The 26,670-nt window shown below is 65.5% G+C and carries 23 protein-coding genes; 20 read left to right on the top strand and 3 right to left on the bottom strand.

Annotated features, from left to right (window positions below; genetic code table 11):
* Window positions 1-94 precede the first annotated feature (94 nt).
* Window positions 95-1,945 (bottom strand): alkaline phosphatase family protein, encoded by a 1,851-nt coding sequence (locus GYH34_RS02435; protein ID WP_161912212.1) that lies wholly within the window; start codon window positions 1,943-1,945, stop codon window positions 95-97.
* A 394-nt stretch (window positions 1,946-2,339) separates the two neighbouring features.
* Between GYH34_RS02435 and GYH34_RS02430 the strand changes: the two genes are divergently transcribed.
* Window positions 2,340-3,152 (top strand): uridine kinase, encoded by an 813-nt coding sequence (locus tag GYH34_RS02430; protein WP_161912211.1) that lies wholly within the window; start codon window positions 2,340-2,342, stop codon window positions 3,150-3,152.
* Window positions 3,153-3,160: 8 nt separating this feature from the next.
* Complete coding sequence (locus tag GYH34_RS02425; protein ID WP_161912210.1) at window positions 3,161-3,994, top strand: molybdenum storage protein subunit alpha; 834 nt, start codon at window positions 3,161-3,163, stop codon at window positions 3,992-3,994.
* Window positions 3,995-4,067: 73 nt separating this feature from the next.
* On the opposite strand, the gene GYH34_RS02420 is transcribed toward GYH34_RS02425, so the two are convergent.
* Both GYH34_RS02420 and GYH34_RS02415 read right to left on the bottom strand, forming a co-directional pair.
* On the bottom strand, window positions 4,068-5,507 hold the full coding sequence (locus tag GYH34_RS02420) for an MFS transporter (protein ID WP_161912209.1): 1,440 nt from the start codon (window positions 5,505-5,507) through the stop codon (window positions 4,068-4,070).
* On the bottom strand, window positions 5,504-6,634 hold the full coding sequence (locus GYH34_RS02415; RefSeq protein WP_161912208.1) for a cobalt-precorrin-5B (C(1))-methyltransferase: 1,131 nt from the start codon (window positions 6,632-6,634) through the stop codon (window positions 5,504-5,506). The genes GYH34_RS02420 and GYH34_RS02415 overlap by 4 nt, the downstream gene beginning before the upstream one ends.
* Before the next feature lie 95 nt (window positions 6,635-6,729).
* Between GYH34_RS02415 and GYH34_RS02410 the strand changes: the two genes are divergently transcribed.
* The 18 genes from GYH34_RS02410 (at window position 6,730) to GYH34_RS02330 (ending at window position 26,667) form a co-directional block, all read left to right on the top strand.
* Complete coding sequence (locus tag GYH34_RS02410) at window positions 6,730-7,281, top strand: YbhB/YbcL family Raf kinase inhibitor-like protein (RefSeq protein WP_174242352.1); 552 nt, start codon at window positions 6,730-6,732, stop codon at window positions 7,279-7,281.
* Between the two features lie 3 nt (window positions 7,282-7,284).
* The gene (gene cbiB, locus GYH34_RS02405) at window positions 7,285-8,262 is read left to right on the top strand and encodes an adenosylcobinamide-phosphate synthase CbiB (protein ID WP_161912207.1); all 978 of its coding nucleotides are present in this window, start codon (window positions 7,285-7,287) and stop codon (window positions 8,260-8,262) included.
* Window positions 8,263-8,428: 166 nt separating this feature from the next.
* A complete protein-coding gene (gene phaZ / locus GYH34_RS02400; RefSeq protein WP_161912206.1) occupies window positions 8,429-9,691 on the top strand; it encodes a polyhydroxyalkanoate depolymerase in 1,263 nt (420 codons plus the stop codon).
* A gap of 224 nt (window positions 9,692-9,915) precedes the next feature.
* Window positions 9,916-10,320, top strand: coding sequence for a peptide-methionine (R)-S-oxide reductase MsrB (msrB, locus tag GYH34_RS02395; protein ID WP_161914847.1), 405 nt, complete (start codon window positions 9,916-9,918; stop codon window positions 10,318-10,320).
* 661 nt (window positions 10,321-10,981) lie between these two features.
* On the top strand, window positions 10,982-12,706 hold the full coding sequence (locus GYH34_RS02390; RefSeq protein ID WP_161912205.1) for a formate--tetrahydrofolate ligase: 1,725 nt from the start codon (window positions 10,982-10,984) through the stop codon (window positions 12,704-12,706).
* Window positions 12,707-12,854: 148 nt separating this feature from the next.
* Window positions 12,855-14,048: an aminotransferase class V-fold PLP-dependent enzyme gene (locus tag GYH34_RS02385; RefSeq protein ID WP_161912204.1), complete on the top strand. Its 1,194-nt coding sequence runs from the start codon at window positions 12,855-12,857 to the stop codon at window positions 14,046-14,048.
* A gap of 117 nt (window positions 14,049-14,165) precedes the next feature.
* Window positions 14,166-15,107: a D-2-hydroxyacid dehydrogenase gene (locus GYH34_RS02380; RefSeq protein WP_161912203.1), complete on the top strand. Its 942-nt coding sequence runs from the start codon at window positions 14,166-14,168 to the stop codon at window positions 15,105-15,107.
* A 146-nt stretch (window positions 15,108-15,253) separates the two neighbouring features.
* The gene (locus GYH34_RS02375) at window positions 15,254-16,114 is read left to right on the top strand and encodes an NADP-dependent methylenetetrahydromethanopterin/methylenetetrahydrofolate dehydrogenase (protein ID WP_161912202.1); all 861 of its coding nucleotides are present in this window, start codon (window positions 15,254-15,256) and stop codon (window positions 16,112-16,114) included.
* A 17-nt stretch (window positions 16,115-16,131) separates the two neighbouring features.
* On the top strand, window positions 16,132-16,761 hold the full coding sequence (fchA, locus tag GYH34_RS02370; protein WP_161912201.1) for a methenyltetrahydrofolate cyclohydrolase: 630 nt from the start codon (window positions 16,132-16,134) through the stop codon (window positions 16,759-16,761).
* Between the two features lie 44 nt (window positions 16,762-16,805).
* The gene (locus tag GYH34_RS02365; RefSeq protein ID WP_161912200.1) at window positions 16,806-17,975 is read left to right on the top strand and encodes a malate--CoA ligase subunit beta; all 1,170 of its coding nucleotides are present in this window, start codon (window positions 16,806-16,808) and stop codon (window positions 17,973-17,975) included.
* Window positions 17,976-17,997: 22 nt separating this feature from the next.
* Window positions 17,998-18,885: a succinate--CoA ligase subunit alpha gene (gene sucD, locus GYH34_RS02360; RefSeq protein ID WP_161912199.1), complete on the top strand. Its 888-nt coding sequence runs from the start codon at window positions 17,998-18,000 to the stop codon at window positions 18,883-18,885.
* Window positions 18,886-18,955: 70 nt separating this feature from the next.
* On the top strand, window positions 18,956-21,703 hold the full coding sequence (locus GYH34_RS02355) for a phosphoenolpyruvate carboxylase (protein WP_161912198.1): 2,748 nt from the start codon (window positions 18,956-18,958) through the stop codon (window positions 21,701-21,703).
* Between the two features lie 26 nt (window positions 21,704-21,729).
* The gene (locus tag GYH34_RS02350) at window positions 21,730-22,704 is read left to right on the top strand and encodes a CoA ester lyase (protein ID WP_161912197.1); all 975 of its coding nucleotides are present in this window, start codon (window positions 21,730-21,732) and stop codon (window positions 22,702-22,704) included.
* Between the two features lie 191 nt (window positions 22,705-22,895).
* Window positions 22,896-23,330, top strand: a complete 435-nt coding sequence (locus GYH34_RS02345; RefSeq protein ID WP_161912196.1) for a DUF559 domain-containing protein — start codon at window positions 22,896-22,898, stop codon at window positions 23,328-23,330.
* A gap of 207 nt (window positions 23,331-23,537) precedes the next feature.
* Window positions 23,538-24,815 carry a glycerate kinase gene (locus GYH34_RS02340; protein ID WP_161912195.1) on the top strand — a complete coding sequence of 426 codons (1,278 nt, stop codon included), beginning with the start codon at window positions 23,538-23,540 and terminating at the stop codon, window positions 24,813-24,815.
* A gap of 49 nt (window positions 24,816-24,864) precedes the next feature.
* Window positions 24,865-25,038, top strand: a complete 174-nt coding sequence (locus GYH34_RS21635; protein WP_157096070.1) for a hypothetical protein — start codon at window positions 24,865-24,867, stop codon at window positions 25,036-25,038.
* Between the two features lie 11 nt (window positions 25,039-25,049).
* On the top strand, window positions 25,050-25,808 hold the full coding sequence (locus GYH34_RS02335; protein WP_161912194.1) for an ABC transporter ATP-binding protein: 759 nt from the start codon (window positions 25,050-25,052) through the stop codon (window positions 25,806-25,808).
* Window positions 25,798-26,667: a metal ABC transporter permease gene (locus GYH34_RS02330; protein ID WP_161912193.1), complete on the top strand. Its 870-nt coding sequence runs from the start codon at window positions 25,798-25,800 to the stop codon at window positions 26,665-26,667. Before GYH34_RS02335 ends, GYH34_RS02330 begins: the two co-directional genes overlap by 11 nt.
* Window positions 26,668-26,670: the final 3 nt, after the last annotated feature.

The raw sequence follows: 26,670 nt of genomic DNA, 5'->3' as shown, positions 1-26,670 counted from the left end.
GACGCGGCCGCGCCGAAGAGGCGCGGCCGTTTTCGTTTCGGGTCCGAGAGGGACGAAAAGGCCCGTCGCATCGGACGCGGCCTCGGCTCGCTCGTCAGCGATCACGGCCGTGATGATGGTGACCGTGATCGTGATCGTCGTCGTGATCGGCGAAGACGAAGAGATCGACGAGATCGCCGATCGCCGGCCGATTGGCGGGAATATAGGGATTCTCGCGCGAGGGAATCGGGTTTGGCAGATTGTCGCGGCTGAGATGCGAGACCGTCGGCAGCTTCCAGTTCCGCTCGATGAATTTCAGCAGCGAGACATGGTCGTAATAAGTGTGGTCGACATAGCCCTTCTTGGCGTAGGGCGAGACCGCGATGAACGGAATGCGCGTGCCGTCGCCGAAGAAGTCCACCGGCTGGATATAGCCCGAATCATAGTAGCCGCCGCCTTCGTCCGTGGTGATGAAGATCGCGGTCGAGTCCCAGGCGGAGGAGCTCTGCACGCGCGCGATCAGCGTCTTCAAGAATTGCTCATAGAGATGGCTGGTCGAATCGGCCGGATGCGCGGCGAAGGCCTCGAAGGGACGCACGAAGGAGACGGCCGGCAGCGCGCTGTCGGTCAGATCCTTCAAGAAGGCGCCATAGTTCTGCAGCTTGGCGTATTCGCTCGTCGTCATCACCTGCAGATAGCCGGTGAGCGGATCGCAAATGCCGCAATAGGCGTGGAAGGGCGTCCCGCCCGCCACGGGGAAATTCACGCCGTCGACGGAATTGGCGAAGACGGTGGGATCGTCGCCGCGATCGGCGCTGTAATATTTCCACGACACGCCATGCGCGTTCAGCACATCGACGATGGTCGAGGCCTTCTGCGGCGGCAGGGTGAAGTTCGTCGCGCCGAGTGCGCGCGTCACCGAGGGCTTCTCGTTCCAATACATGTTGTAATTGTTGACGAGGTAGTAATGCCCCGGCGCGCATTTGCGCTCGAACGCCCCGTTTCTGCGCAGTTGCTGATCGACGGCCGCGACGCCCGGCTGCGAGAGATCATGGCAATTCACATAGGAGCCGCCGCTATAGCCGTCCTGTGTGTAATAATTATTCGTGCCGCTCACCGGATCGGGATTCTCGATCTGATTGACGGGCGGAGTCGCCGGCGAGCCGTCGAGACGCGTGGGATCGGTATAAAAGGCCGCATGGCCGGTGACGATCGCCTGGAAATTGGCGCCCGTGCCGCCCATCACCGCCTGATGAAAATTGTCGCTGATCGCATAAGAATCGGCGAGCGATTTGAAATAGGGCGCGTCGCCGGTCTGCGCGACGCCATGCGCATCCGTATAGGCGTTCATATTGAAGAAGCCCATGGAGATCGCGCCTTCTTTGGGATCGAAGCCGGCGGGGGGCTTGCCGTTGGAGCCCGTGCCGATCGTCTTCTCCACCCAGACGAATTTGTCGAGCTTGCCGCCGTCCCACTGCTGCCACATCTGGAAGAAGCGATGCACGGGGTCGCCCGTGTAAGCGGCGTAGGAGACATATTTGCTGATCTGATAAGGCCCGTTGGGCAGATCGGCGGGGAAGCGCGTATCCGGCACGCCCTGGGGAACGCCGGCCGCATAAGTGGTGTAGGGCTGCGGCAGCGTGGCGTAGGCGCCGGTCGAAGGCGTCGCCACCTCATAATGATAGAGATCGGAGCCGATGTTCTGCGCCGCCTCGGAGAAATGCGGGCCGGGCGTTCCATCCGCCTTGATGATGCCCTTGCTCAGCAGATTGTCGACGCTCTGACCGGCGGCGGGACGATAGCCGCCGAAGAGATTGTCGAATGTGCGATTCTCGCCGACGACGATGATGACATGCTTGATCGGCGTCCGCGTGGACGAATCGGCATTGGCGACAATCGCGGTCGACGTCGCGGTGAGCGCCGTCGTCGCGAGACAGGCGCTCTTCAAAAACAATCGTATGTTCATGCGGCCCTCGCATTTTCCAACGAAAAAGCAATTTTCCAATCTCGAGGCCGGCGCTCGCCGTGAGCGTCGCGGCATGCCAAGCTAGCGACGCCCGATCTCAGCGCGATGGCTGCGCAATGAAGCTACGATGACTGCGGCCGCTCGTTCGGACTTCGCGCGCCGAGGCGCGGCGTGCGACTTTGCCGCATGCTTGACGCGCCCCGCTCCGCGACTAGCTGACAGTCGAGAAATGCGCGTTTTTCGTTGTTTTTTCCGACAAAGTAGAAGAAGGCGGAAATTTGCGGCTTTCCCGCCAAGCACGCACCGTTTTCGCATATTGCGAGAATCTTCAACGCGTTCTACCTACACGCATGATAGTCGACGACAGCAGAAACAACGACGAAAGGCGTCACTGATGGCACATACGACAGCGGAGCTCGAGGCGATCCTCATGCAGCGCTCGCTCACCGACGTCGAGCTTCTCGCGGCAGCGGACAAGGCCGAGGATTTTCGCATCTTGCCGGACGCGTCGGTGATCAAGATCGGTGGCCAGAGCATTATCGATCGCGGCCGCTCGGCGGTCTATCCGCTGGTCGATGAGATCGTCACCGCGCGCAAGACGCATCAAATGCTGATCGGCACCGGCGCCGGCACGCGCGCGCGTCATCTTTATTCCATAGCGGCGGGCGTCGGCCTGCCGGCGGGCGTGCTGTCGCAGCTCGGCGCCTCCGTCGCCGATCAGAATGCGGCGATGCTCGGCCAGCTTCTCGCCAAGCATGGCATTTCCGCCGTGGAGGGCGCCGGCCTCTCGGCGGTGCCGCTCTATCTCGAGGAGGTGAACGCCGTGGTCTTCAGCGGAATGCCGCCTTATAATCTGTGGATGCGTCCGGCGGCCGAGGGCGTCATTCCGCCCTATCGCACCGATGCGGGCTGTTTCCTCATCGCGGAGCAATTCGGTTGCAAGGCGATGATCTTCGTCAAGGACGAGCAGGGCCTCTTCACCGCCAATCCCAAGACCGACAAGAATGCGAAATTCATCCCCAAGATCACGGTCGATGAGATGAAGGAGCAGGGACTGCAGGATTCGATCCTCGAGTTCCCGCTGCTCGATCTGCTGAAATCAGCGCGTCACATCCGCGAGGTGCAGGTCGTCAACGGCCTCGTGCCCGGCAATATGACCCGCGCTCTTTCTGGAGAGCATGTCGGCACCATCATCACCGCGAGCTGAGATAGATCATGACCCACACCTACAACATCAAGCATGTCGCCTCTCCGCTCGCGCGGCAGACCCTTCTCGACTCCGAGCTGACGCGGCCCGTCGCCGGCAAGCGGCCGATCCGCGTTCTCCCGTGGCTGCAGGTGGTGAAGATCGGCGGCCGCTCCATCATGGATCGCGGCGCCGATGCGATCCTGCCGCTGGTGGAGGAGATCCGCAAGCTCATGCCCGAGCATCGGCTGCTCTTCCTCACCGGGGCCGGCGTGCGCGCGCGCCATCTCTATGGCGTCGGGCTCGATCTCGGCCTGCCGGTCGGCTCGCTGGCGCCGCTCGCCGCGAGCGAGGCCGGCCAGAACGGCCACATACTCGCCTCGCTGCTCGCGCCGGAAGGCGTTTCCTATATCGAGCATCCGACCATCGCCAATCAGCTGGCGATTCATCTCAGCGCGACCCGCGCCGTGGTGGGTAGCGCCTTCCCGCCCTATCACCATCATGAGTTCCCGGGCTCGCGCATTCCGCCGCATCGGGCCGACACGGGCGCCTTTCTGCTCGCCGACGCCTATGGCGCCGCAGGCCTCACCATTGTGGAGGATGTGGACGGCCTCTACACGAGCGATCCCAATGGTCCGGACGGCGAGAAGGCGCAGCTCATCGGCGAGACGAGCTTCGCCGAGGTCGCCGAGCACAAGGGCACGCTGCCCTTCGATCGCGCCTTGCTCGAGGTGATGGCGACGGCGCGCCATATCGACCATGTGCAGATCGTCAACGGCCTCGTCCCCGGCCGCCTCACCGCGGCGCTGCGCGGCGAGCATGTCGGCACGATCATTCACACGGCCGCGCGCCGGAACAGCTGACGAAAGCAACACCGACATCTCGCGCCGTCGATTTTCGATGGCGCGAGATATATGCAACATGGTGAGGCGACGCTCACCCCTCCCCGTGCAAATTCCTCTCCTCCATGCGCGCGAGGAAGAAGAAGCACAAAGCGATGAACATCGCGCCTACCAGAAACGCCGTGCGGAAGGTCTCGCGCAGCGCTTCCACGCCGGCGCCGGCTTCGGCGATGAGCGCGCCATGGCCGGCGCCGATGACGATCGCGCCGATGATCGCGACGATCAGCGCCGCGCCGAGCTGACGCGAGAATTGCATCACAGCGGTCGCCGTTCCGAGATTATGCCCGGGCGCCGCGCTCTGCACGCAGACCGTCGTCACCGGCAGCATGGCTCCGACGCCGAAGCCGACGATCGCCAGCAGCGCATCCAGCGCGGCGAGCGGTAGATCGGCGAGAAATTGCCGCGCGATGAGCAGAGCGACGAAAGCGAGCGCGAGCGCCGCCAGCGGCGGCGCCTTGTAATGGCGTAGACGGCCGAGCAGCCGTCCTGAGATGGCGGCGCCGGTCACTGTCGCCACGGTGAGCGGGATCAGCGCGAGGCCGGACTGGTCGGCGGAGAGGCGCAGCGCGCCTTCGAAGTAAATCGGCATATACATCGTCAGCGCGACGAAGGTTCCGAGCCCAAAACCGCCTGCGAGAATGGCGTTGCGAATAACGTCGTCGGCCAGCACGGCGAGCGGGATCAGCGGCTCCTCCGCCGTCTTGGTGCGCCAGGCGAAGATCGCCCAGCCGGCGAGGGCGGTGGCCAGCATGGCGAGAATGGGCGCCGAGCCCCAGGGATAGCGCACGCCGCCCCAGGAGAGCGCGAGCAGCGAGGCGACCGAGGCGACGATGAGCATCGCCGCGCCGGCGATATCGACGCGATGCGGATGGCGGCGCAGCGGCAACCGCGCCAGCTTGAAATAGGTCATGAAGAAAGCCGCGAGGCCGAGCGGAAGATTGATCCAGAAGATCAGCGACCAATGCAGATATTCGGCGAAGACGCCGCCGAGGATCGGCCCGCCGACGCTGGCGCCGGCGAAGACGACGGAGAAATAGGCGAGGGCGCGGCCGCGTTCGCGCACGCTGACGAGATCGGCGATGATCGTCTGCGCCAGCGCGATGAGCGCGCCGCCGCCCGCGCCCTGCGCCGCGCGCGCAATGGCGAGCAAGGTGAGGTTCGGCGAGACGGCGCAGGCGAGCGAGCCGAGCACGAAGGTGAAAATGCCGATCAGCAGCATCACGCGCACGCCGTGAATATCGGCGAGCTTGCCATAGAGCGGCGTCAGCGCGGTCGCGGCCACGAGATAGGCGGTGACGATCCAAGGCAGATGCTCGAAATCGCCGAGGTCCTTGCCGATCGTCGGCAGAGCGGTGGCGACGATGGTCTGGTCCAGCGCCGAGAGCAGCATGGCGAGGCCGAGCCCGATCATGATCTGCAGCATCTCGCCTCGGCTGAGATGGGCGTGCGAGAAGCCGGCGGCGGGCTTGTTCACTTTTGGGTGTCCTCTGCGCGAATCGCTGGGCGAAAGCTTGAGCGTGCGAGTATGGCGCCGTCGCGGCCGACGACGATGATCTCGAGCGCGGTCGCCGAATTGGCGAGCGCCGCGGCCGCCGTGAACCATGCGCGCTGCGCGATCGGCGCGGCGAGGTCCACGCCCGCCGCGCGGGCGGTCGCCTGCGCCTCCAGCGCGCTATTGGCCTTTTCGATCGCCGCGCAGAGCCCCTCGCCGGCGCCGGCCGCGCGGGCGGTCGCCGCGAGATCGGGTAGATCGACCGAGGAGCGGCTGGAGTGAAGATCGAGCCGCCCCTGCGCCAGCTTGGTCAGCTTGGCGAAGCCGCCGGCGAGGGTCACGCGCGGGACCCTATGCTTGCGCAAATATTTCAGCAGGCCGCCGGCGAAGTCGCCCATTTCGATCAGCGCCTCCTCCGGCAGGCCGTAGAGCTTGCGCACGGCGTCTTCCGAAGTGGAGCCGGTGGTCGCGGCGATATGGTCGAGGCCGCAGGCGAGGGCGACGTCGACGCCGCGGTGGATGCTGTCGATCCAGGCGGAGCAGGAATAGGGCACGACGATTCCCGTCGTGCCGAGAATGGAGAGCCCGCCGATAATTCCGAGCCGTCCGTTGAGCGTCGAGCGGGCGAGTTCCGCGCCGTTTTCGACAGAAATCTCGATTTGCGCGTCCGGCGCCGCGCCGAGCTCGGCCGCGGCTTCCGCTATCGCCTGCCGCATCATGGCGCGGGGAACGGGGTTTATGGCCGGCTCGCCCGGCGGCAGCGGCAGGCCGGGGCGCGTCACCACGCCAACGCCGGGGCCGGCCGCAAAGCTCACCCCCGCGCCCGCCGGCGCGCGCCGCACCTTCGCGCGGATCAGCGCGCCATGAGTGACGTCGGGATCGTCGCCGGCGTCCTTCACCACGCCGGCCTCGGCATAGTCCGCGCCGCGGGTGAATTGCGCGAGCGCGAAGGCGACGCGTCTTCCGCTCGGCAGGCCGATCTCCACCGGATCGGGCGGCTCGCGCCCGGAGACGAGCGCGACGAAGGCCGCCCGCGCCGCCGCAGTGGCGCAGGCGCCGGTGGTCCAGCCGCGGCGCAGCGGGGGCTTTGTCGGGTCCGCGTCTGTCATGGGCGACACATAAACCGCATTCTCTCCGCGCGACACTGCGCGCGAGTTGGACTAGAAGAATGTCCTCGTCCAAAGCAGCGAGACAGGGGGCCGAAATGACGCGCAATCTCCTCGATTTCCATATTCTCCTCGCGCCGGCGGAGGCCGCAGGCGGCGGCTTTTCGCTCACCAGCCCGGATATCGCCGAGGGCGCGACCATCGATCGCAAATTCGTTTTCGACGATTTCGGCGGGACGGGCGACAATGTCTCGCCGCAGCTGAATTGGAGCGAGCCGCCGGCCGGAACCAAGAGCTTCGCGCTCTTCTGCCACGACCCGGACGCGCCGACCGGCGGCGCCGGCTTCTGGCATTGGCTCGTCGTCGATATTCCCGCCTCCGCGCGCGCGCTGGCGCAAGGCGCCGGAGCGGCGGGCGGCGCCGGCCTGCCCGCGGGCGCGAAGCCCATTCGCAATGATTACGGCTTCTCGCATTGGGGCGGTCCTTGCCCGCCTGTCGGCGATCCGCCGCATCGCTATGTCTTCACTGTCTATGCGCTGAGCGTCGAGAAAGTGGAGGCGCCGGAGGGCGCGACGGCTTCGCTCGTCGGCTTCATCGTCAATCAGAACGTCCTCGCCAAGGCGAGCCTCACCGGCCTCTACGGCCGCTGAGCCTTGCTCGCTGCTCTCGCGGAAAATCTGGCGCTCGCCGCGCTCGGTCTTTCGATCGAGGCGGCGATCGGCTATCCGCCTCGCCTCTTCGCCGCCATCGGCCACCCGGTCACTTGGATCGGCGCGTTGATCGCGGCGCTGGATCGCTCGCTCAATCACGATGGCGCGCCGCCGCTGCTGCGCCGCCTCGCCGGCGTCGTCGCGATCCTCCTCGTCGTCGCCATCGCCTTCGCCATCGGCTGGCTGCTGCAGGCGGCCTGTCTCGCTCTGCCTTTCGGGATTCTCCCGCTCGCCGTGCTGACATCCAGCCTCTATGCGCAACGCAGCCTCTATACGCATGTGAGGGATGTGGCCGAGCAACTCGATCGCTCGCTCGAGCGCGGCCGCGCCAGCGTCGGAAAAATCGTCGGCCGCGACGTCTCGCGGCTCGATGAGGCGGGCGTGAGCCGGGCGGCGATCGAAAGCCTCGCCGAGAATTTCTCGGATGGCGTCATCGGCCCGGCGCTCGCCACAGTCTTGTTCGGACTGCCCGGCGCGCTCATATACAAAAGCGTCAATACGGCCGACAGCATGATAGGCCACAGGACGATGCGACATGAAGCGTTCGGTTGGGCGAGCGCCCGATTGGACGATCTCCTCAATCTTCCCGCCGCGCGCCTCTCGGCGGCTCTCATCGCGATCGGCGCAGCGCTGACGGGGACCTCCTTTCGGGCCGCGATTTCGACCTGCCTGAGCGACGCGGGCGCGCATGCCTCGCCCAACGCCGGCTGGCCGGAGGCGGCGATGGCCGGCGCCCTGGATTTGCGGCTCGGCGGCCCGCGCGCCTATGGCGCGCATGAGGTCGCGGGCGTCTGGCTCGGCTCGGGCCGCGCAGAGGCGACGCCGGCCGATATTCGCCGCGCCTTGCGGATTTTCAGCTGCGCCGCGGCGACGACGATCTGCGCTTTCGCAGGCGCCGCTGTGGTGCTGCTCAGTAATTGAGCAGATTAGCTGGTGCTTGGGCGGGTGGAGTGAAAAATTTTTGGCGCCTAGCGCAAAACATCACCAGATTTCATTTCAGGAGACATTGACTATGCTATTATTTCTTTTTTGTGCGTCGCAGCACAGCTCGAAGAGCGGCCGCTGCGCATGAAGGGAGCGTGGAGAGATGGACCGGATATCGTACCAGTTCTATGAGATGATGCATCTGGCCTTCGCCCCGGCGCGGGCGATGTCGGACGCGACTCTCACGACCTTCAAAAATCCGTTCAATCCCTTCGCGCACACGTCGGTAGGACGCAGCGTCGCGGCGGCGGCCGAATTGTTCGAGCGCATGACGCGCCGCTACGGCAAGCCGATCTTCGACCTTCCCGAGACGCTGATCGACGGCGTGGCGACGCCCATCGTCGAGGAGGTGGTGTGGGAGCGGCCCTTCTGTCGGCTGCTGCATTTCCAGCGAATCTTCCAGGGCGAGGCGCCGCGCCAATCCAAGCTGCTGATCGTCGCGCCAATGTCCGGCCATTACGCCACGCTGCTGCGCGGCACGGTCGAGGCATTCCTGCCGAGCCATGACGTCTACATCACCGATTGGTGCGACGCCCGCGCCGTGCCGACCGAGAAAGGCGTTTTCGGCCTCGACGATTATGTCGATTATCTCGTCGACATGCTGCGCCTGTTGTCGAAGCGCGACGATGGCGTTCCGCTGCATACGCTCGGCGTCTGCCAGGCGTCCGTGCCGCTCGTCTGCGCCATTGCGGCGCTGGATGGCGAGGGCGGCGTCGACGCGCCCGAATCCATGGTGCTGATGGGCGGGCCGATCGATCCGCGCCGCAGCCCGACGGCGGTCAATCGCCTCGCGGTGGAGCGCGGCGTCGACTGGTTCCACCGCAATTGCATCCATTCCGTGCCCTTTCCGCACGCCGGGCTCGGGCGCAAGGTCTATCCGGGCTTTCTGCAGCTCTCGGGCTTCATGGCGATGAATCTCGAGCGCCATGTCGCCGCGCATTTCGATATGTTCAACCATCTCGTCGAGGGCGACGGCGATTCCGCCGAGAAGCATCGCGACTTCTACGACGAATATCTCGCGGTCATGGATCTCGCCGCCGAGTTCTATCTCGAGACGGTCGAGAAAGTGTTCATCCGCCACGAGATTCCGCAGGGCCTGCTGCGCCATCGCGGCGAGATCATCGATCTTTCGGCCATACAGCGCACCGCGCTGCTGACAGTGGAAGGCGAGAAGGACGACATCTCCGGCGTCGGCCAGACCTACGCCGCGCAAGAACTGTGCGCCAATATTCCAGACGTCCGCAAGCAGCATTATCTGCAGGAGGGCGTCGGCCATTACGGCGTTTTCAACGGCTCGCGCTTCCGCCGTGAGATCGTTCCGCGCATCCGCGATTTCTTTGCGCGGGTGGAGACCTATTCCAGCTGAGCGGCGCGCATCCACTCTCGCCACCTCGACGTGGCGCGAGAGATTTCTGCGCCGGCCTCCGCGATAAAGCCATGCCCAAGAAGGCGGGGCCTCCGGGCGGGGCGCCGCGCTTTTCCGCATGGATCTGCCCCATTGGCGCGGAAACGATCTTCTCCGTGACGCCCGGTCCCGATAAGCTTCGTCATGTCGCCGGCGGCGAACCGAACGCTCTCGAGGAGGACGCCATGACCAGCGGAGATCAATTCCCCGTCACCCGCACCGAGGAGGAGTGGCGCGCGCGCCTCACTCCCGATCAATATGTCATCATGCGCCGCCATGGCACGGAGCCGCCGGGCAGCTGCGCGCTCGATCAGGAGAAGCGCCCCGGCGTGTTCTCCTGCGCCGGCTGCGATCAGCCACTCTTCGCCACGCGCCAGAAATTCTCGAGCGGCACCGGCTGGCCCAGCTTCTTCGATCCGCTCGACGGCGCCATCGCCACCTCCGTCGATCACTCCCATGGCATGACCCGCACCGAGGTGCATTGCAGCCGCTGCGGCTCGCATCTCGGCCATGTGTTTCCCGACGGTCCGCCGCCCACGGGCCTGCGCTATTGCATCAATGGCCTCGCCCTGACTTTTTTTCCCGAATGACGGGCGGGTAGGCGCTATCCCATTCGTCTTGCGACCCTCCCCTCCCCCGCTCGAAGGGGTACGGGTGGGCCGCGGCGACCTTCTCGCGCGAGCTTATACGCTCCTTTCGATCTGGAGGGTCGGCGCGAGCGACTGTATCTTCCCCTGCGTATGTTGATTTTCAAACTGATATGGGCCGATCCGGCCACGGCGTGCGCGCCATGCAAGTCGATCTGGAGCCCTCTGATCGGATAGGCAAAGGGTGGGCCAGCAGCCCCGGCTATTCGAATGTGCGAAGCGAGTCGGGCGCTTCTCCGAACGAAGAGGAGAGCGCCGCAATCGCGCGATTTCCGCGGAAACTCTGGGCTATATCGCCCGATATTTTCGCTTGACGAGGAATTTCGATCTCTCCATAGCCACTGGGCCGCGGATATCGATCGGCGTCTTGCAGGCAGGAGACGATGTCGCAGGGCCCGATGTCCGCCAGCCGTGGTTCTTGATGAAACTATCGGAAGGTTCTAGTTTCGCGGAACAATGACGGCGAAGACCGGGTTTCCCGGTCTTGGCCCGACGGCCGTTGGCGGCGCGCGCAGGGATTTTCACTGCGCGGGGCAAAGCCATTCGGCCCGGATAAATCTTCGAGGGCGGGCGAAACGCTTTCTGCGAGGGGAGAGAAATTGTAATGTCCGATACGTCCATCCCGGCCAGCGGGAAAGGCAACCAGCATCTTTCTCCCAAATCCGATATCGAGATCTCTCAAGCGGCGTCCATGCGTCCGATCGTCGACGTCGCCCGCGAGAAGCTCGGCATCCCCGCCGAACATGTGTTGCCTTACGGACATTACAAGGCGAAAATCTCCCTCGATTATCTCAATTCCCTGCAGGACCGCCCGGACGGCAAGCTGATCCTCGTCACCGCCATCACGCCGACGCCCGCCGGCGAAGGCAAGACGACCACCACGGTGGGCCTCGGCGACGCGCTCAATCACATCGGCAAGAAGGCCATCATGTGCCTTCGCGAGCCGAGCCTCGGCCCCTGCTTCGGCGTGAAGGGCGGTGCCGCCGGTGGCGGCTATGCACAAGTCGTGCCGATGGAGGACATCAATCTCCATTTCACCGGCGACTTCCACGCCATCGGCGCGGCCAATAATCTGCTCTCCGCGCTCATCGACAATCACGTCTATTGGGGCAATTCGCTCGGCGTCGATCCGCGCCGCATCTCCTGGCGCCGCGCCGTGGATATGAACGACCGCTCGCTGCGCTCGATAGTCTCCTCGCTCGGCGGCGTGGCCAATGGCTTCCCGCGCGAGGACGGCTTCGACATCACCGTCGCCTCCGAGGTGATGGCGATCTTCTGCCTCGCCACCAGCCTCGAGGATCTTCAGCGCCGGCTCGGCGACATCATCGTCGCGCAGACGCGCGACAAGAAGAGCATTCGCGCCTCCGAGCTGAAGGCGCAGGGCTCGATGGCCGCGCTGCTGAAGGACGCCATCGCCCCCAATCTGGTGCAGACGCTCGAGAACAACCCGGCCTTCATCCATGGCGGGCCTTTCGCCAATATCGCGCATGGCTGCAATTCGGTCATCGCCACCAAGGCGGCGCTGAAGCTCGCCGATTATGTGGTGACGGAAGCCGGCTTCGGCGCCGATCTCGGCGCGGAGAAGTTCTTCGACATCAAATGCCGCAAGGCCGGAATCAAGCCGGACGTCACCGTCATCGTCGCGACAATTCGCGCGCTGAAGATGCATGGCGGCGTCGCCAAGGACGATCTGAAGGTCGAGAATGTCGCGGCGCTCGAGAAGGGCTTCGCCAATCTGAAGCGCCATATCGCCAATGTGCAGAAGTTCGGCGTGCCGGTGATCGTCTCCGTCAACCGCTTCAGCACCGACACGCAGGCGGAGATCGATCTGCTGCAGAAGCTTTCCGAGGCCGAGGGCGTCGATTGCGTGCTCGCCGATCATTGGGGCTCGGGCGGTCCGGGCGCGGCGGAGCTCGCCCATAAGGTCGTCTCGACGATCGAGACCAAGCCGTCGCAGTTCAAGCCGCTCTACGCCGACGATCTGCCGCTCGTCGAGAAGGTGCGCACCATCGCCCGCGAGCTCTATGGCGCTTCGGATATCGCGCTCGATCCGTCGGTGAAGACGCGCTTCGCGGAGCTGGAGAAAGAGGGCTTCGGCCACCTGCCGGTCTGCATCGCCAAGACGCAATACAGCTTCTCGACCGACGCCAACGCCAAGGGAGCGCCCTCGGGTCATGTGATTCCGGTGCGCGAGCTGCGGCTGTCGGCGGGCGCGGAATTCGTCGTCGTCGTCTGCGGCGACATCATGACCATGCCGGGCCTGCCCAAGGTTCCCGCCGCCAATAATATCGAGGTCGGCGCGGACGGGCGGATCGCCGGCCTGTTCTAGAGCGCTCTTCGCTCGAACGATCTCGTTCGAGTGATCGGAGCCGGCTCTGAGCGCGGCCGCCGCGGGAAGAAGCAACGGGCGCCGGGCCTCGTCGCCAGCGTCCAACGAAAACAAACTCGAACCGATGAGCTCGAAGGGAGCCCTAGACATGTCGAATTCCAGAATTCCGGGCCGCAATTTTCTGTTCGTTCCGGGCCCGACCAATATTCCCGATCGTATCCTGCGCGCGATGAATGTCGTCTCCGAGGATCATCGTTCGCCGAAGTTCCCCGAGCTGACGCTGCCGCTGTTCACCCAGCTCAAGAAGGTCTTCAAGACCGAGAGCGCTCAGGCCTTCATCTTCCCGGCTTCGGGCACCGGCGGCTGGGAAGCGGCGATCACCAACACTCTGTCGCCCGGCGACAAGGTCATCGCGCAGCGCTTCGGCCAGTTCACCCATCTTTGGATCGACCTCGCCAAGCGCATCGGCCTCGATGTGATCGAGCAGGACGAGGAGTGGGGCGTCGGCAACAATCCCGACCGCATCGAAGAGACGCTGAAGGCCGACAAGAATCACGAGATCAAGGCCGTCTTCGCCACGCATAACGAGACCGCCACGGGCGTGACCTCGGACATCGGCGCCGTGCGCAAGGCGATCGACAACGCCAAGCATCCGGCCATGCTGTTCGTCGACGGCGTGTCCTCGGTCGGCTCGCTGGACTTCAAGCAGGACGAGTGGGGCGTCGACGTCGCCGTCTCCGGCTCGCAGAAGGGCTTCATGCTGCCGGCCGGCCTCGCCATCATGAGCGTCAGCCAGAAGGCGCTGAAGGCCGGCGAGACCGCCAAGCTGCATCGCGCCTATTTCGACTTCCAGGATCATGTGAAGGCGAACGCCACCGGCTACTTCCCCTACACGCCGGCGCTGCCGCTGCTCTACGGCCTGCGCGAGTCGCTCAATGTTCTGTTCGAGGAAGGCCTCGATCAGGTCTATGCGCGTCATCACCATCTCGCCGAGGGCGTGCGCGCCGCGGTCGCGGCCTGGGGCCTCAAGCCCTGCGCCAAGGAAGCCAAGTGGAACTCCGACACTGTGACCGCGATCGTGGTGCCGGAAGGCTTCGACGCCGCCAAGGTCATCGAGATCGCCTATAAGCGCTACAATCTCGCGCTCGGCGCCGGCCTCAACAAGGTCGCCGGCAAGGTGTTCCGCATCGGCCATCTCGGCGATCTCAACGAGCTGATGCTGCTCGGCGCCATCGCGGGCGCGGAAATGGCGATGCTCGACGTCGGCATTCCGGTCACGGCCGGCAGCGGCGTCGCGGCGGCCCAGGCCGTCTATCGCGCCAATCCGATCCTCCAGGTCTGATGTTTCGCGGCCTCGCCCTCGCGAGGGCGAGGCCGCTTCTTCAATACGAGGCGCGACGATTGACGTCGCAAAATGTCGAGCCGAAACGGCCGAGCGACTTCGGGGGAAGCAGCAAAAATGTCGCACAAAATCGTCTTTCTCGATCGCGAGACGCTCGACGCCAATTTGCGCAAGCCGAATTTCCCGCACGACTATACGGAATATGCGCAGAGCTCTCCGGCCGATGTCGTCGAGCGCCTGAAGGGCGCGACCATCGCCATCACCAATAAGGTGCCGCTGCGTGAGGACGCGCTGAAGCAGCTTCCCGACCTGAAGCTGATCGCGGTCGCCGCGACGGGCACCGACGTGATCGACAAGGCCTATACGACGGCCAATGGAATCACCGTCTCCAACATCCGCAATTACGCCTACAACACGCTTCCCGAGCATGTGATCGCGCTGATCTTCGCGCTGCGCCGCAATCTCGTGAACTATGTGGATTCGGTGCGCCGCGGCCGTTGGCAGGAGGCGAGCCAGTTCTGCTATTTCGACTATCCGATCTATGACATCGCCGGCTCGACGCTCGGCATCATCGGCTATGGCGCGCTCGGCAAGTCGATCGCGACGCGCGCCGAGGCGCTGGGCATGAAGCTGCTCATCAATGATGTCGTTCCCGGCCCCGGCATCGTCGACATTCCGACGATTCTGCGCGAGGCCGATGTCGTGACGCTCAATCTGCCGCTGACGCCGCAGACGAAGAATCTCATCGGCGCGAAAGAGCTCGCCTCGATGAAGAAGACGTCGATCATCATCAACACCGCGCGCGGCGGCATCGTCGACGAGCAGGCGCTCGCCGATGCGCTGCGCAATGGCGTCATCGCCGGCGCCGGCTTCGACGTGCTGACCGTCGAGCCGCCCAAGCAGGGCAATATTCTGCTCGATCCGACGATCCCCAATCTCATCGTCACGCCGCATGTCGCCTGGGCCTCTAGGGAAGCGATGCAGGTGCTGGCCGATCAGCTGATCGACAATGTCGACGCTTTCGTCGCCGGCGCGCCGCGTAATCTGGTGACGGCGTAAACGCAGTCGCAGTCTCGCGCCCGGTCGCGGAGCGGTCGAGACGAAACGGGAATGACTCGGCGCATGTCGGGCGCCTTGCGTGGCCTCGTGGCGTGGATGGCCGGGACGAGCCCGGCCATGACGGACAGCCTTTCACAGGAACTGCTATGACTCAAAAGCTGCTCTTCCTTCTCGACACCGATGCGGTCCCGAGCGTGTTCGACACGGTCGTCGCCTATGACGGCGGCGCGGATCATGTCATCGGCTACGCCAATGTGACGCCTGCGAATGTCGGCGCGCTGGTCGATGGCGCGATCTACACGCGCGGTCCGAAGGAGAAGCAGTTCACCGCGCTCTTCGTGGGCGGCGGCGATATGGTCGCCGGCGAGACCTTGTTCAAAGCGGTGCGCAAGCGCTTCTTCTCGAATTTCCGCGTCTCCGTGATGCTCGACTCCAACGGCTCCAACACGACGGCCGCCGCTGGCGTGGCGCTGCTCGCCAAGGCCAAGCCGCTCGCTGGCAAGAAGGCCACCGTGCTGGCCGGCACCGGCCCTGTGGGTCTGCGCGCCGCCGCCTTCCTGCATTCGGAGGGCGCCGAGGTCGCCATCACCTCGCGCCAGAAGTCGCGCGCCGACGCTGCGGCCGCTGCGCTGCAGGAGCGTTTCGGCTTCACGCCCACCGCGATCGAGGCGGTCGATAACGCCGCCCGCGCCGCGGCGGTGAAGGGAACCAATATCGTCTTCGCGGCGGGCGCCATCGGCGTGCAACTGCTGGAAGAGAAGGATTGGCAGAACGATCCGACGATCGAGCTGCTCGCCGACGTCAATGCGCAGCCGCCGCTCGGCATCGGCGGCGTCGAGGCGACCGACAAGGCCAAGGAGCGTCACGGCAAGATCGTCATCGGCGCGCTCGGCGTCGGCGGCTTGAAGCTGAAGCTGCATCGCGCCTGCATCGGCCAGCTGTTCGAGTCGTCCGACAAGGTGCTCGACGCCGAGGAAATCTACGCGCAAGCAAAGGCCAACGCCTGACCCGAGGATCGACGAGAATGACCAAGGACGAAACGATCGGCAAATTTCTCGACGATCTCGCCAGCGAGCGTCCGACGCCGGGCGGCGGCGGCGCCGCTGCGGTGATGGGCGCGATCGGCGCGGCGCTGGTGTCGATGGTCGCCAATCTCACCATCGGCAAGAAGAATTACGAAGCCGTCGAGGAAGATCTCAAAGCTGCGCGAGCAGAAGCCGAGCGCGTCCGCGCCGAGCTGACCGCGGCGATCGACGAAGATGTCGTCGCCTTCAATTCCGTGATGGGCGCTTACGGACTGCCGCGCGCTACCGATGAGGACAAGGCTGTGCGCACGGCCGCCATTCAGGTCGCGCTGAAGGACGCCACGCTCGCGCCGCTGCGCGCCGTGAAGGCCTGCTTCGAGGTGATCGTCCTCTCCGAGGCTGTCGCCGACAAGGGCAATCTCAACGTTATCAGCGACGCCGGCGTCGCCGTCCTCGCGGCCAATGCCGGATTGCGGAGCGCCGCGCTCAACGTCTACATCAATGCAAAGGCGATCAAGGATCGCGAGTTCGCAGAGAAACAGATCGGCGAGGTCGAGGCTCTGCTGGCCGCCGCCGCCGAGAAGACCGAAGCCGTCTACAAGGTCGTGAGAGACAAGATCGGCTCGTAATTTCACTCTCGAGCCGGCGATAAAACTGCAAGGGGAGAGGAAACATGGACGTCCATGAGTATCAAGCCAAAGAATTATTGGCGAGCTGCGGCGTCGCGGTGCCCCCCGGCACCGTCGCTTTCAGCCCCGATCAGGCCGTTTACGCGGCGACCGAGCTCGGCGGCTCGCATTGGGTGGTGAAGGCGCAGATTCACGCCGGCGCGCGCGGCAAGGCGGGCGGCGTCAAGCTGTGCCGCACCTATCACGAGGTTCAGCAGGCCGCGCGCGAATTGCTCGGCAAGCGTCTCGTCACCAAGCAGACCGGGCCGGAAGGCAAGCCGGTGCAGCGCGTCTATGTCGAACTCGCCGACCCCTATGAGCGCGAGCTCTATCTCGGCTTCGTCCTCGACCGCAAGCTCGAGCGCGTGCGCGTCATCGCCTCCAAGCATGGCGGCATGGAGATCGAGGAGATCGCCAAGACCGATCCCGACGCCATTCTCCAGGTCATCGTCGAGCCGGCCGTCGGCCTGCTGCCCTTCCAGGCGCGCGAGCTGGCCTTTCAGCTCGGCCTCAATCTCAAGCAGGTGTCGCGCGCGGTTCAGTCGATCCTCGGCGCCTATCGCGCCTTCCGCGACAATGACGCGACCATGCTGGAGATCAATCCGCTGGTCGTCACCAAGGACGACAAGGTTCTCGCGCTCGACGCGAAAATGTCCTTCGACGACAACGCTCTCTTCCGTCGCCGCAACATCGTCGACATGAACGATCCCTCGCAGTCCGACCCGCGCGAGGCGCAGGCGCTCGAGCATTCGCTCAACTACATCGGCCTCGACGGCGAGATCGGCTGCATCGTCAATGGCGCGGGCCTCGCGATGGCGACGATGGACATGATCAAGCACGCCGGCGGCAATCCGGCGAACTTCCTCGACGTCGGCGGCGGCGCCTCGGCCGAGCGCGTCGCGACGGCGTTCCGTCTCGTGCTCTCCGACGCCAATGTGAAGGTGGTGCTCGTCAACATCTTCGCCGGCATCAATCGCTGCGACTGGGTCGCGCAAGGCGTCGTCGACGCGGTGAAGGCGACCAACATCACTGCGCCGCTCGTCGTGCGTCTCGCCGGCACCAATGTCGAGGCCGGCCGCAAGCTGCTCGACGAGAGCGGCATCAATGTCATCACCGCCGATTCGCTGGCCGACGCCGCCCAAAAGGCCGTCGCCGCTTGGCGCTCCGTGAAGTGAGCGGCGAGGCCGGGAGGAAACAATGAGCATTCTCATCGACGAAAAAACGCCCATCCTCGTCCAGGGCATCACCGGCGACAAGGGCAGCTTTCACGCCAAGGAGATGATCGACTACGGCACGAATGTCGTCGCCGGCGTCACTCCGGGCAAAGGCGGGAAGACCGTGCATGGCGTGCCGATCTTCGACACGGTGCGCGAGGCGGTGAAGCAGACCGGCGCGACCACCAGCATCACTTTCGTGGCCCCGCCATTCGCGGCCGACGCGATCATGGAGGCGGCGGACGCCGGCATTCATCTCATCTGCTCCATCACCGATGGCATTCCGGCTCAGGACATGATGCGCGTGAAGCGCTATTTCCTGCGCTATCCGCGCGAGCGCCGGCCGATGATGGTCGGGCCGAACTGCGCCGGCATCATCAGCCCCGGCAAGGCCATGCTCGGCATCATGCCCGGCCACATCTACAAGCAGGGCAACGTCGGCCTCATCTCGCGCTCCGGCACGCTCGGCTATGAGGCGGCCTCGCAGCTGAAGGAGCTCGGGCTCGGCATCTCGACCTCGGTCGGCATCGGCGGCGATCCCATCAACGGCTCGTCCTTCCTCGATCATCTCGTGCTGTTCGATCAGGACCCGGAGACGGAAGCCGTGCTCATCATCGGCGAGATCGGCGGTCCGCAGGAGGCCGAGGCCGCGGCCTGGATCAAGGAGAATTTCTCCAAGCCGGTGGTCGGCTTCGTCGCCGGCCTCACCGCGCCCAAGGGCCGCCGCATGGGCCATGCGGGCGCCATCATCTCGGCGACCGGCGACAGCGCCGCGGAGAAGACCGAGATCATGAAGTCCTACGGCCTCGCCGTGGCGCCGAGCCCGGCCGAGTTCGGCTCCGCCGTCGCCGCCGTGCTGAAGCGCGCGTGACACGACACGCGCCTCTTCCCGCGCCGCGGGGAGAGGCGCCCATCCGCCTCACCATAGCCAGGGAGACTGCATGACCGCCGACCAGAAGGTCTTGTCCGAATCGACCTCGTCCGCCGCCCCTTCGGCGCTGGCGACGCGATCGGTCAAAGAGGCGGCGGCCTTTCTGCTCGATCAGCTCGTGGGCGTGGTGAAGCGCCATCAGCCCGAGATCGCACCCGTTCTGAGCGGCTTCGGCTCCTCCGCCGGAATGCCGCCGGCGCTCATGGCGCGGGCTCTGCAGGCGCAGGGCATATGGTTTCAGCTGCTCTCCATCGCCGAGCAGGCCTCGGCCATGCGCCGCCGCCGCACCATAGAGCGCGCCAAGGGCCGCGACGAATTGCTCGGCTCCTTCGCGCATGTTCTGGCTGACGCCGCCAAGGCCGGCGTCACCGCGGACGAGATTCGCGCGCAGCTCAAATCGCTGCGCATTCGCCCGGTCATCACCGCCCATCCGACCGAGGCCAAGCGCGTCACCGTCCTCGAGAAGAATCGCAAGATCTATCTGCTGCTGAAGGATCTCGAATCCTCGCGCTGGACCGATCGCGAGCGCGCCAGCCGCATCGGCGCCGTCGGCGATCAGATCGAGCTCTTGTGGCTCACGGGCGAATTGCATCTCGAGAAGCCGACCGTCGAGCACGAGGTCGCCTGGGGGCTGCATTTCTTCGCCGAGAATCTCTTCGATCTCGCGCCGGAGATGCTCGCCTCCTTCGAGAGCGCGCTCGCCGCTCATTATCCCAATGAGCGCTTCGACATCACGCCCTTCTTCCAATTCGGCTCCTGGATCGGCGGCGACCGCGACGGCAATCCTTTCGTCACCAATGCGGTGACGCGCGAGACGATGATCGTCAACGCGCTCGCCAGCCTCGACTATTATCGCCAGCGCATTCTCGATCTCGCCCGCGTATTGTCGATCAGCGAAGGCTCGGTGACGATCCCGGCCGAGTTCCGCGCCGCGCTCGAGGCGGAGCTGGCGCAGGTCGAGGACGCGGACAGAATCAAGACGCGCAATCACGGCGAGGCCTTCCGCCAATATCTCACCTGCGTGCTGCGCAAGCTCGACGAGACGATCCTCACCACCAAGGGCGAAGGCCGCGGCAAGGCGCGCTACGCCAATGCCGATGAGCTGATCCGCGATCTGCGCATTCTCGAGCAGGCGCTGATCGAGAGCCGCAGCCCATCGCTCGCCAATGATCTGGTGCGGCCGGTGCGGCGCGCGGTGGAGATTTTCCGCTTCAGCACCGTGCGTCTCGATCTGCGCGAGAACACGACGCGCACCAATAATGCGCTGCGCGACATTCACCGCATCAAGACCGGCAAGGATGCGCCGGACGTCGACTCGCCCGAGTGGCAGGCCTGGCTCATCGCCGAGCTGGCGCAGCCGCGCAATGGCGTTGCGCTTACCGGCCTCGCGCCGGAGTCGCAGGACACGCTCGACATGTTCGCGCTGGTCGCGGACATGCGCTCGCGGCTCGATCGCGAGGCCTTCGGCAGCTTCATCCTCTCCATGACGCATTCGGTCGCCGATGTTCTCGGCGCCTATGTGCTGGCCAAGCACGGCGGGCTCTATCTCGACGACGCCGGCCTCGAGCTATGCACCCTGCCGATCGTGCCATTGTTCGAGACGATTCCCGATCTGCGCGCCGCGCCGGTCATCATGCGCGAGCTTCTTCGCGTGCCCGTCGTGCGTCGCAGCACGCGCTGGCAGGGCAATGTGCAAGAGGTGATGATCGGCTATTCCGACTCCAACAAGGACGGCGGCTTCATGTCGTCCAACTGGGAGCTGGCGAAAGCGCAATCCAAGCTCACCCGCCTCGGCGAGGAGCTGGGCGTCGCCATCGCCTTCTTCCACGGCCGTGGCGGCTCGGTCAGCCGCGGCGGCGCGCCGACCGGACACGCCATCGCCGCGCAGCCGGCGGGCTCGATTCGCGGCCGCTTCCGCGTGACGGAGCAGGGCGAGGTCGTCTCCTTCAAATACGCTAATCGCGGCACGGCCTCCTATCAGCTGGAGCTGCTGGCGAGCAGCGTCTTCGCCCATGCGCTGAAGTCCGAGCGCGAGGATGCGCTGGTTCCCCGCGCGGAGTTCGACGATGCGCTGGAGGCGCTTTCCGGCGCTTCGCTCGCGGCCTATGGCAAATTCATCGCCGATCCCGATCTCGTCGCCTATTTCCAGGCGGCGAGCCCGCTCGAGGAAATCTCGATGCTCAATATCGGCTCGCGGCCGGCGCGGCGTTTCGGCGCGCGCAGCCTCGCCGATCTGCGCGCCATTCCTTGGGTCTTCGCCTGGGCGCAGAATCGCCACGCCATCACCGGCTGGTATGGCGTCGGCTCCGGCCTCTCCAGCTTCATCGAGGTGCGCGGCGAGCGCGGCCTGCAGCTGCTGCATCGCATGTTCGAAGATTCACGCCTCTTCCGCCTCATCCTCGACGAGGTGGAGAAGACGCTGGCGATGGTCGATCTCGGCATAGCGCGCCAATACGCTTCGCTGGTCGCCGACGAAGCCGTGCGCAAGAAGATCTTTTCGGCGATCGAGGCCGAATATCACCTCACTTGCGAGAGCGTGCTGCGCATCACCGGCGGCGGCGAGATCGGCGCGCGCTTCACCGACTATCAGGCGCGGCTCGCGCATCGCCTCGCCACCATCAACGAGGTCAACCGCGAGCAGGTGGAATTGCTGCGCCTGTTCCGCACCACCGAAGAGGAAGCGCTGAAGGAGGAATACAAGTCGGCTCTGCTGCTGTCGATCAGCTGCATCGCCGCCGGCCTCGGCGCCACCGGATAAACTCTCACACAGGGAAAGGAAAAATCATGAGCTTCACTTTGATCGAGCAGGCGACGCCGCGTCTCCATCGCTCCGAGCTGGCCGTTCCGGGCTCCGCCCCCGGCATGTTCGAGAAGGCCGCGACCTCCAAGTCCGACCAGGTCTTCCTCGACCTCGAGGACGCCGTGGCGCCGGACGACAAGGAGCAGGCGCGCAAGAACATCATCCAGGGCCTCAATGAGATCGATTGGGGCAATAAGACGATGACGCTGCGCATCAACGGCCTCGACACGCATTTCTGCTATCGCGACGTCGTCGACGTCGTCGAGGCCTGCCCGCGTCTCGACGTGATCCTCATTCCGAAGGTCGGCGTTCCGCAGGACGTCTACGCCATCGACATGCTGGTCACGCAGATCGAGAGCTACAAGAAGCGCACCAAGCGCATCGGCTTCGAGCTGCTGATCGAGACCGCGCTCGGCATGGCCAATGTCGAGGCGATCGCTCAGGCGAGCAAGCGCAATGAGGCGCTCTCCTTCGGCGTCGCCGATTACGCCGCCTCCACCCGCGCCCGCACCACCGTCATCGGCGGCGTGAACCCGGATTACGGCGTTCTCTCGGACAAGGACGCTGAGGGCAATCGCCAGTATTTCTGGGCCGACCAGTGGCATGCGGCGCAGACGCGCTTCCTCGTCGCGGCGCGCGCCTATGGCCTGCGTCCGATCGACGGTCCCTTCGGCGACTTCGGCGATCCCGATGGCTATATCGCCGCCGCCAAGCGCGCCGCGGTCCTCGGCTTCGAGGGCAAGTGGGCGATTCATCCCTCGCAGATCGATCTGGCCAATCAGGTCTTCACCCCCTCCGAGGCGGAAGTGAAGAAGGCCCGCCGCATTCTCGAGGCGATGGAGCAGGCGGCCAAGGAAGGCCGCGGCGCGGTGTCCCTCGACGGCCGCCTGATCGACATCGCCAGCATCCGCATGGCCCAGGCGCTGATCGACAAGGCGGATCAGATCGGCGCTGCGTAAGGTCCGGCGATCGGCCCGGCCCTCCTCCGAGCCCGCTTACGCGGGGCTGCCTTCTCCCGCCCTGCGGGAGAAGGGAGAACGGCGCGGCGCCGCAAGCTTACGATCGTTTCGCGGAATCGTCGGGTTCATATCCTTCTCCTACTTGTGGGAGAAGGTGGCCCGGCGAAGCCGGGTCGGATGAGGGTCCTCGCATGCCGACGCGAGTCTCGAAGTCCAAGACTGCTTTCGCAAGACGTCTGCGGCGCGAGATGACGAACGCGGAGGAAATCCTCTGGCGTTCCTTGCGCAATTCTGGGCTCGACGGATTGAAATTCCGGCGGCAAGTCCCGATCGGGAATTATGTCGCCGATTTTCTCTGCACCGAGCACCGGCTGATCGTCGAGCTGGACGGCCGGCCGCATGAACACGAAGACCAACGCCGCCATGACGCCATTCGCGATAAGTGGCTGCGTGAGCGTGGCTATCACGTCCGTCGCCTAGACAATGACCTTGTCATCGGCGGTGGCAATATCCCGCTGGAGCGGATTCGGGAAGCGATCGCAAATCGTCGCGGACCCTCATCCGACCCGGCTCCGCCGGGCCACCTTCTCCCGCAAGCGGGAGAAGGGAGAACACGACGGTCGTAGCGCTCTCCTCCTTCTCCCGCAGGGCGGGGGAAGGCGGCCCCGCGTAGCGGGGTCGGATGAGGGCCGGCGAAGAGAATCGGATTCCGTTGGAAACTCTTCGCGAGGCGGATAGAACGATCGCGAAGCGGCGAGGACCCTCATCCGACCCGACTTCGTCGGGCCGCCTTCTCCCACGAATGGGAGAAGGGAGAACACCGAGGCTTAGGAATGTCTGACGACTATCGCACGCTTCTCCGCGCCATGTTCGACGCCGCTGTCGGCGCGGCGCATCCGTCCGTCTGCCTGCCGGCCTTCCTCGAGAAGATCGCGCCGCCCAAGGGCCGCACCATCGTCGTCGGCGCGGGCAAGGCGGCGGCCTCCATGGCCGCGGCGGTCGAAGCGCATTGGCCGCATCCGATCGAGGGCCTCGTCGTCACCCGTTACGAGCATGGCGCTCCGACTTCCAAGATCGAGGTGATCGAGGCCTCGCATCCGGTGCCGGACGCCGCCGGCCGCGCCGCCGCGGGCCGCATCCTGCAGAAGGTGCAGGGCCTCACCGAGGACGATCTCGTGCTCGCGCTGATTTCCGGCGGCGGCTCGGCGCTGATGGCGCTGCCGGCCGATGGCGTGACGCTGGAAGAAAAGCAGGCCGTCAACAAGGCGCTGCTGAAGAGCGGCGCGACCATTTCCGAGATGAATTGCGTGCGCAAGCATCTCTCGGCGATCAAGGGCGGACGCCTCGCCCGCGTCGCGGCGCCGGCCAAGGTCGTCGCGCTGATGATCTCCGACGTGCCGAATGACGATCTTTCCGTCATCGCCTCCGGCCCCACAGTGCCGGACCCGACGACGCGCGAGGACGCGCTCGCCGTCATCGCCAAATATAAGATCGACGCGCCGCCCGCCGTGCTCGCCTATCTGTCGAGCGACGCCTGCGAGACGCCCAAGCCCGGCGACAAGATTTTCGATCGCGTCGAGAATATTCTCATCGCGACGCCGCAAGGCTCGCTGGACGCCGCCGCCGCAGTGGCGAGCAAGGCCGGCTTCACGCCGCTCATCCTCGGCGATCTCGAGGGCGAATCGCGCGATGTCGCGCTGGTCCACGCTGGCATCGCGCGGCAGATCGCGCGTCATGCGCAGCCGATCGCGCCGCCCGTCGCCATCATCTCCGGCGGCGAGACCACCGTCACCGTGCGCGGCAACGGCAAGGGCGGCCGCGACGCGGAGTTCCTGCTGGCGCTGACGCTGGCGCTCGAGGGCTTTGGCGGAATCTCCGCCATCGCCTGCGATACGGACGGGATCGACGGCAGCGAGGACAACGCCGGCGCCATAATGACCGCTGATTCCTTCGCGCGGGCGGCGGCGCAGGGCGTCGATCTCAAGGCGCTCTTCGCCAATAACGACGCCTATACCGCCTTCGAGAAGCTCGGCGATCTCCTCGTCACCGGCCCGACGCGCACCAATGTGAACGACTTCCGCGTCATTCTGGCGCCCAGGCGCGCCAGTTGATGGCATTCCGGGCTTGCCGGCCGCATCTGTTATAATATAACATTTGGAAATGAACCGACCGCAATCGGCGATTTTTCAAAAGGACGCGCCCGCCGCTCATGCGCATGGCGAGCGCGCCGACGGCCGCGTCTCGCTGCTGCGCCTTTCGGCGGGCGAGCGGCTTCTCGCCGCCGCCGCCGTGCTGGCGCTGCTCTGGGCCGCCGTCTATTGGGCGCTGAGCTGAAGGCGCGATCGATGAGAGCTGGCGCGATCCGGCTGGAGAATGTGACGCTCGGCTATGAGCGTCGCCCAGCCGTTCATCATATTTCCGGCGTCGTCGAGGCCGGCGCCGGGCTCGCCGTTTGCGGGCCGAACGGCGCCGGCAAATCCACTCTGCTCAAAGCGCTCGCCGGCCTGCTCCCGCCGCTCGGCGGCCGCATCGTCTATGACGGCCTCGCGTTGCGCGATATCGCCTATCTGCCGCAATCGGCGGAGATCGATCACGCCTTTCCGATCGATGTGCTGGATTTCGTCTCCATGGGCGCGATGCGCCGCATCGGGCTTTTCGGCCGCGTCGGCGCGGCGGAGCACGCGCGCATTGCATCGGCGCTCGCCGCGGTCGGGCTCGAGGGTTTCGAGGACCGCGCGATCGGCACGCTCTCCGGCGGCCAGATGCAGCGCGTATTGTTCGCAAGGCTGCTGGTCGAGGATTGCCCGGTCATTCTGCTCGACGAGCCTTTCGGCGCCATCGACGCCCGGACCATCGACGATCTGGTGAAGATCATCGCCCGATGGCGGGAGGAGGGCCGCAGCGTCGTCGCGGTTCTGCACGAACTCGATCTCGCCCGCCGCGCCTTTCCGCAGGCGCTGCTGCTGGCGCGCGAGCCGATCTTCTGGGGCGCGACGCGAGAGGCGCTGTCCGAGGCGCATCTCGCGCAGGCGAGCCGCATGGTCGAAGCTTTCGATCGCGAGGCCGAGGAATGCCGGCGCGACGAGACTCCCTATGCTGCATGAGCTCTTCATCGCGCCTTTCGTCGATTACGAATTCATGCGCCGTGCGCTGGTCGGCGCAATCGCTCTCTCGATCTCCGGCTGCCCGCTCGGCGTCTTCCTGATTCTGCGCCGCATGTCGCTCGCCGGCGACGCGCTCTCGCACGCTATTCTGCCCGGCGCGGCGCTCGGCTATCTCGCCTGCGGCCTGTCGCTGCCGGCGATGACCTTCGGCGGCCTGCTCGCCGGCCTCGCCGTCGCCGTGGCGTCGAGCGCGGCGGCGCGCTGGACGGCCCTACGCGAGGACGCCTCGCTCGCGGCTTTCTATCTCGTCTCGCTGGCGCTCGGCGTCGCGCTCGTCTCGCTCAAGGGCTCGAATGTCGATCTGCTGCATGTGCTGTTCGGCTCGGTGCTGGCGCTCGACGACGCCACGCTGATCTTCCTCGCCGCCATTGCGAGCTTCACGCTCGTGGCGCTCGCGCTCGCCTATCGGGCGCTGGCGCTGGACACTTTCGATCCACTCTTCGCCCGCCGCGTCAGCCCGCTGGGGGAATGGATTCCCTTCGCCTTTCTGGCGCTGGTGGTGCTCAATCTGGTCGCCGGCTTCCATGCGCTGGGCACGCTGATGGCGGTTGGAATCATCATGCTGCCGGCCGCCTCGGCGCGGCTGTGGACGCGCGATCTCACCGGGGCGCTGCCGCTGGCGGCGGCGATCGGCGCGGCCTCTTCTTATTTCGGCCTCGTCCTGTCCTTCCGCACGGGCCTCGCCGCCGGACCCGTGATCATCCTCATGGCGGGCGGCGCTTATTTCCTCTCATTGATTTTCGGAAAGACCGGCGGCTTGATTCGCTTGCGGAGGCCCAAGCGACATTTGGAGGGGTGACGG

This window comes from Methylosinus sp. C49, from assembly GCF_009936375.1.
Lineage (GTDB): Bacteria > Pseudomonadota > Alphaproteobacteria > Rhizobiales > Beijerinckiaceae > Methylosinus.
Note: the sequence above shows the minus strand (reverse complement) of the source record. Positions and strands in the feature narration are given on the sequence as shown.

Bases quoted from the DNA above. Each gene is read 5' to 3' on its own strand.
- GYH34_RS02435 (WP_161912212.1), bottom strand. From the start codon at position 1,945: ATGAACATACGATTGTTTTTGAAGAGCGCCTGTCTCGCGACGACGGCG.
- GYH34_RS02430 (WP_161912211.1), top strand. From the start codon at position 2,340: ATGGCACATACGACAGCGGAGCTCGAGGCGATCCTCATGCAGCGCTCG.
- GYH34_RS02425 (WP_161912210.1), top strand. From the start codon at position 3,161: ATGACCCACACCTACAACATCAAGCATGTCGCCTCTCCGCTCGCGCGG.
- GYH34_RS02415 (WP_161912208.1), bottom strand. From the start codon at position 6,634: ATGACAGACGCGGACCCGACAAAGCCCCCGCTGCGCCGCGGCTGGACC.
- GYH34_RS02410 (WP_174242352.1), top strand. From the start codon at position 6,730: ATGACGCGCAATCTCCTCGATTTCCATATTCTCCTCGCGCCGGCGGAG.
- phaZ (WP_161912206.1), top strand. From the start codon at position 8,429: ATGGACCGGATATCGTACCAGTTCTATGAGATGATGCATCTGGCCTTC.
- msrB (WP_161914847.1), top strand. From the start codon at position 9,916: ATGACCAGCGGAGATCAATTCCCCGTCACCCGCACCGAGGAGGAGTGG.
- GYH34_RS02390 (WP_161912205.1), top strand. From the start codon at position 10,982: ATGTCCGATACGTCCATCCCGGCCAGCGGGAAAGGCAACCAGCATCTT.
- GYH34_RS02385 (WP_161912204.1), top strand. From the start codon at position 12,855: ATGTCGAATTCCAGAATTCCGGGCCGCAATTTTCTGTTCGTTCCGGGC.
- GYH34_RS02380 (WP_161912203.1), top strand. From the start codon at position 14,166: ATGTCGCACAAAATCGTCTTTCTCGATCGCGAGACGCTCGACGCCAAT.
- GYH34_RS02375 (WP_161912202.1), top strand. From the start codon at position 15,254: ATGACTCAAAAGCTGCTCTTCCTTCTCGACACCGATGCGGTCCCGAGC.
- fchA (WP_161912201.1), top strand. From the start codon at position 16,132: ATGACCAAGGACGAAACGATCGGCAAATTTCTCGACGATCTCGCCAGC.
- GYH34_RS02365 (WP_161912200.1), top strand. From the start codon at position 16,806: ATGGACGTCCATGAGTATCAAGCCAAAGAATTATTGGCGAGCTGCGGC.
- sucD (WP_161912199.1), top strand. From the start codon at position 17,998: ATGAGCATTCTCATCGACGAAAAAACGCCCATCCTCGTCCAGGGCATC.
- GYH34_RS02355 (WP_161912198.1), top strand. From the start codon at position 18,956: ATGACCGCCGACCAGAAGGTCTTGTCCGAATCGACCTCGTCCGCCGCC.
- GYH34_RS02350 (WP_161912197.1), top strand. From the start codon at position 21,730: ATGAGCTTCACTTTGATCGAGCAGGCGACGCCGCGTCTCCATCGCTCC.
- GYH34_RS02345 (WP_161912196.1), top strand. From the start codon at position 22,896: ATGCCGACGCGAGTCTCGAAGTCCAAGACTGCTTTCGCAAGACGTCTG.
- GYH34_RS02340 (WP_161912195.1), top strand. From the start codon at position 23,538: ATGTCTGACGACTATCGCACGCTTCTCCGCGCCATGTTCGACGCCGCT.
- GYH34_RS21635 (WP_157096070.1), top strand. From the start codon at position 24,865: ATGAACCGACCGCAATCGGCGATTTTTCAAAAGGACGCGCCCGCCGCT.
- GYH34_RS02335 (WP_161912194.1), top strand. From the start codon at position 25,050: ATGAGAGCTGGCGCGATCCGGCTGGAGAATGTGACGCTCGGCTATGAG.
- GYH34_RS02330 (WP_161912193.1), top strand. From the start codon at position 25,798: ATGCTGCATGAGCTCTTCATCGCGCCTTTCGTCGATTACGAATTCATG.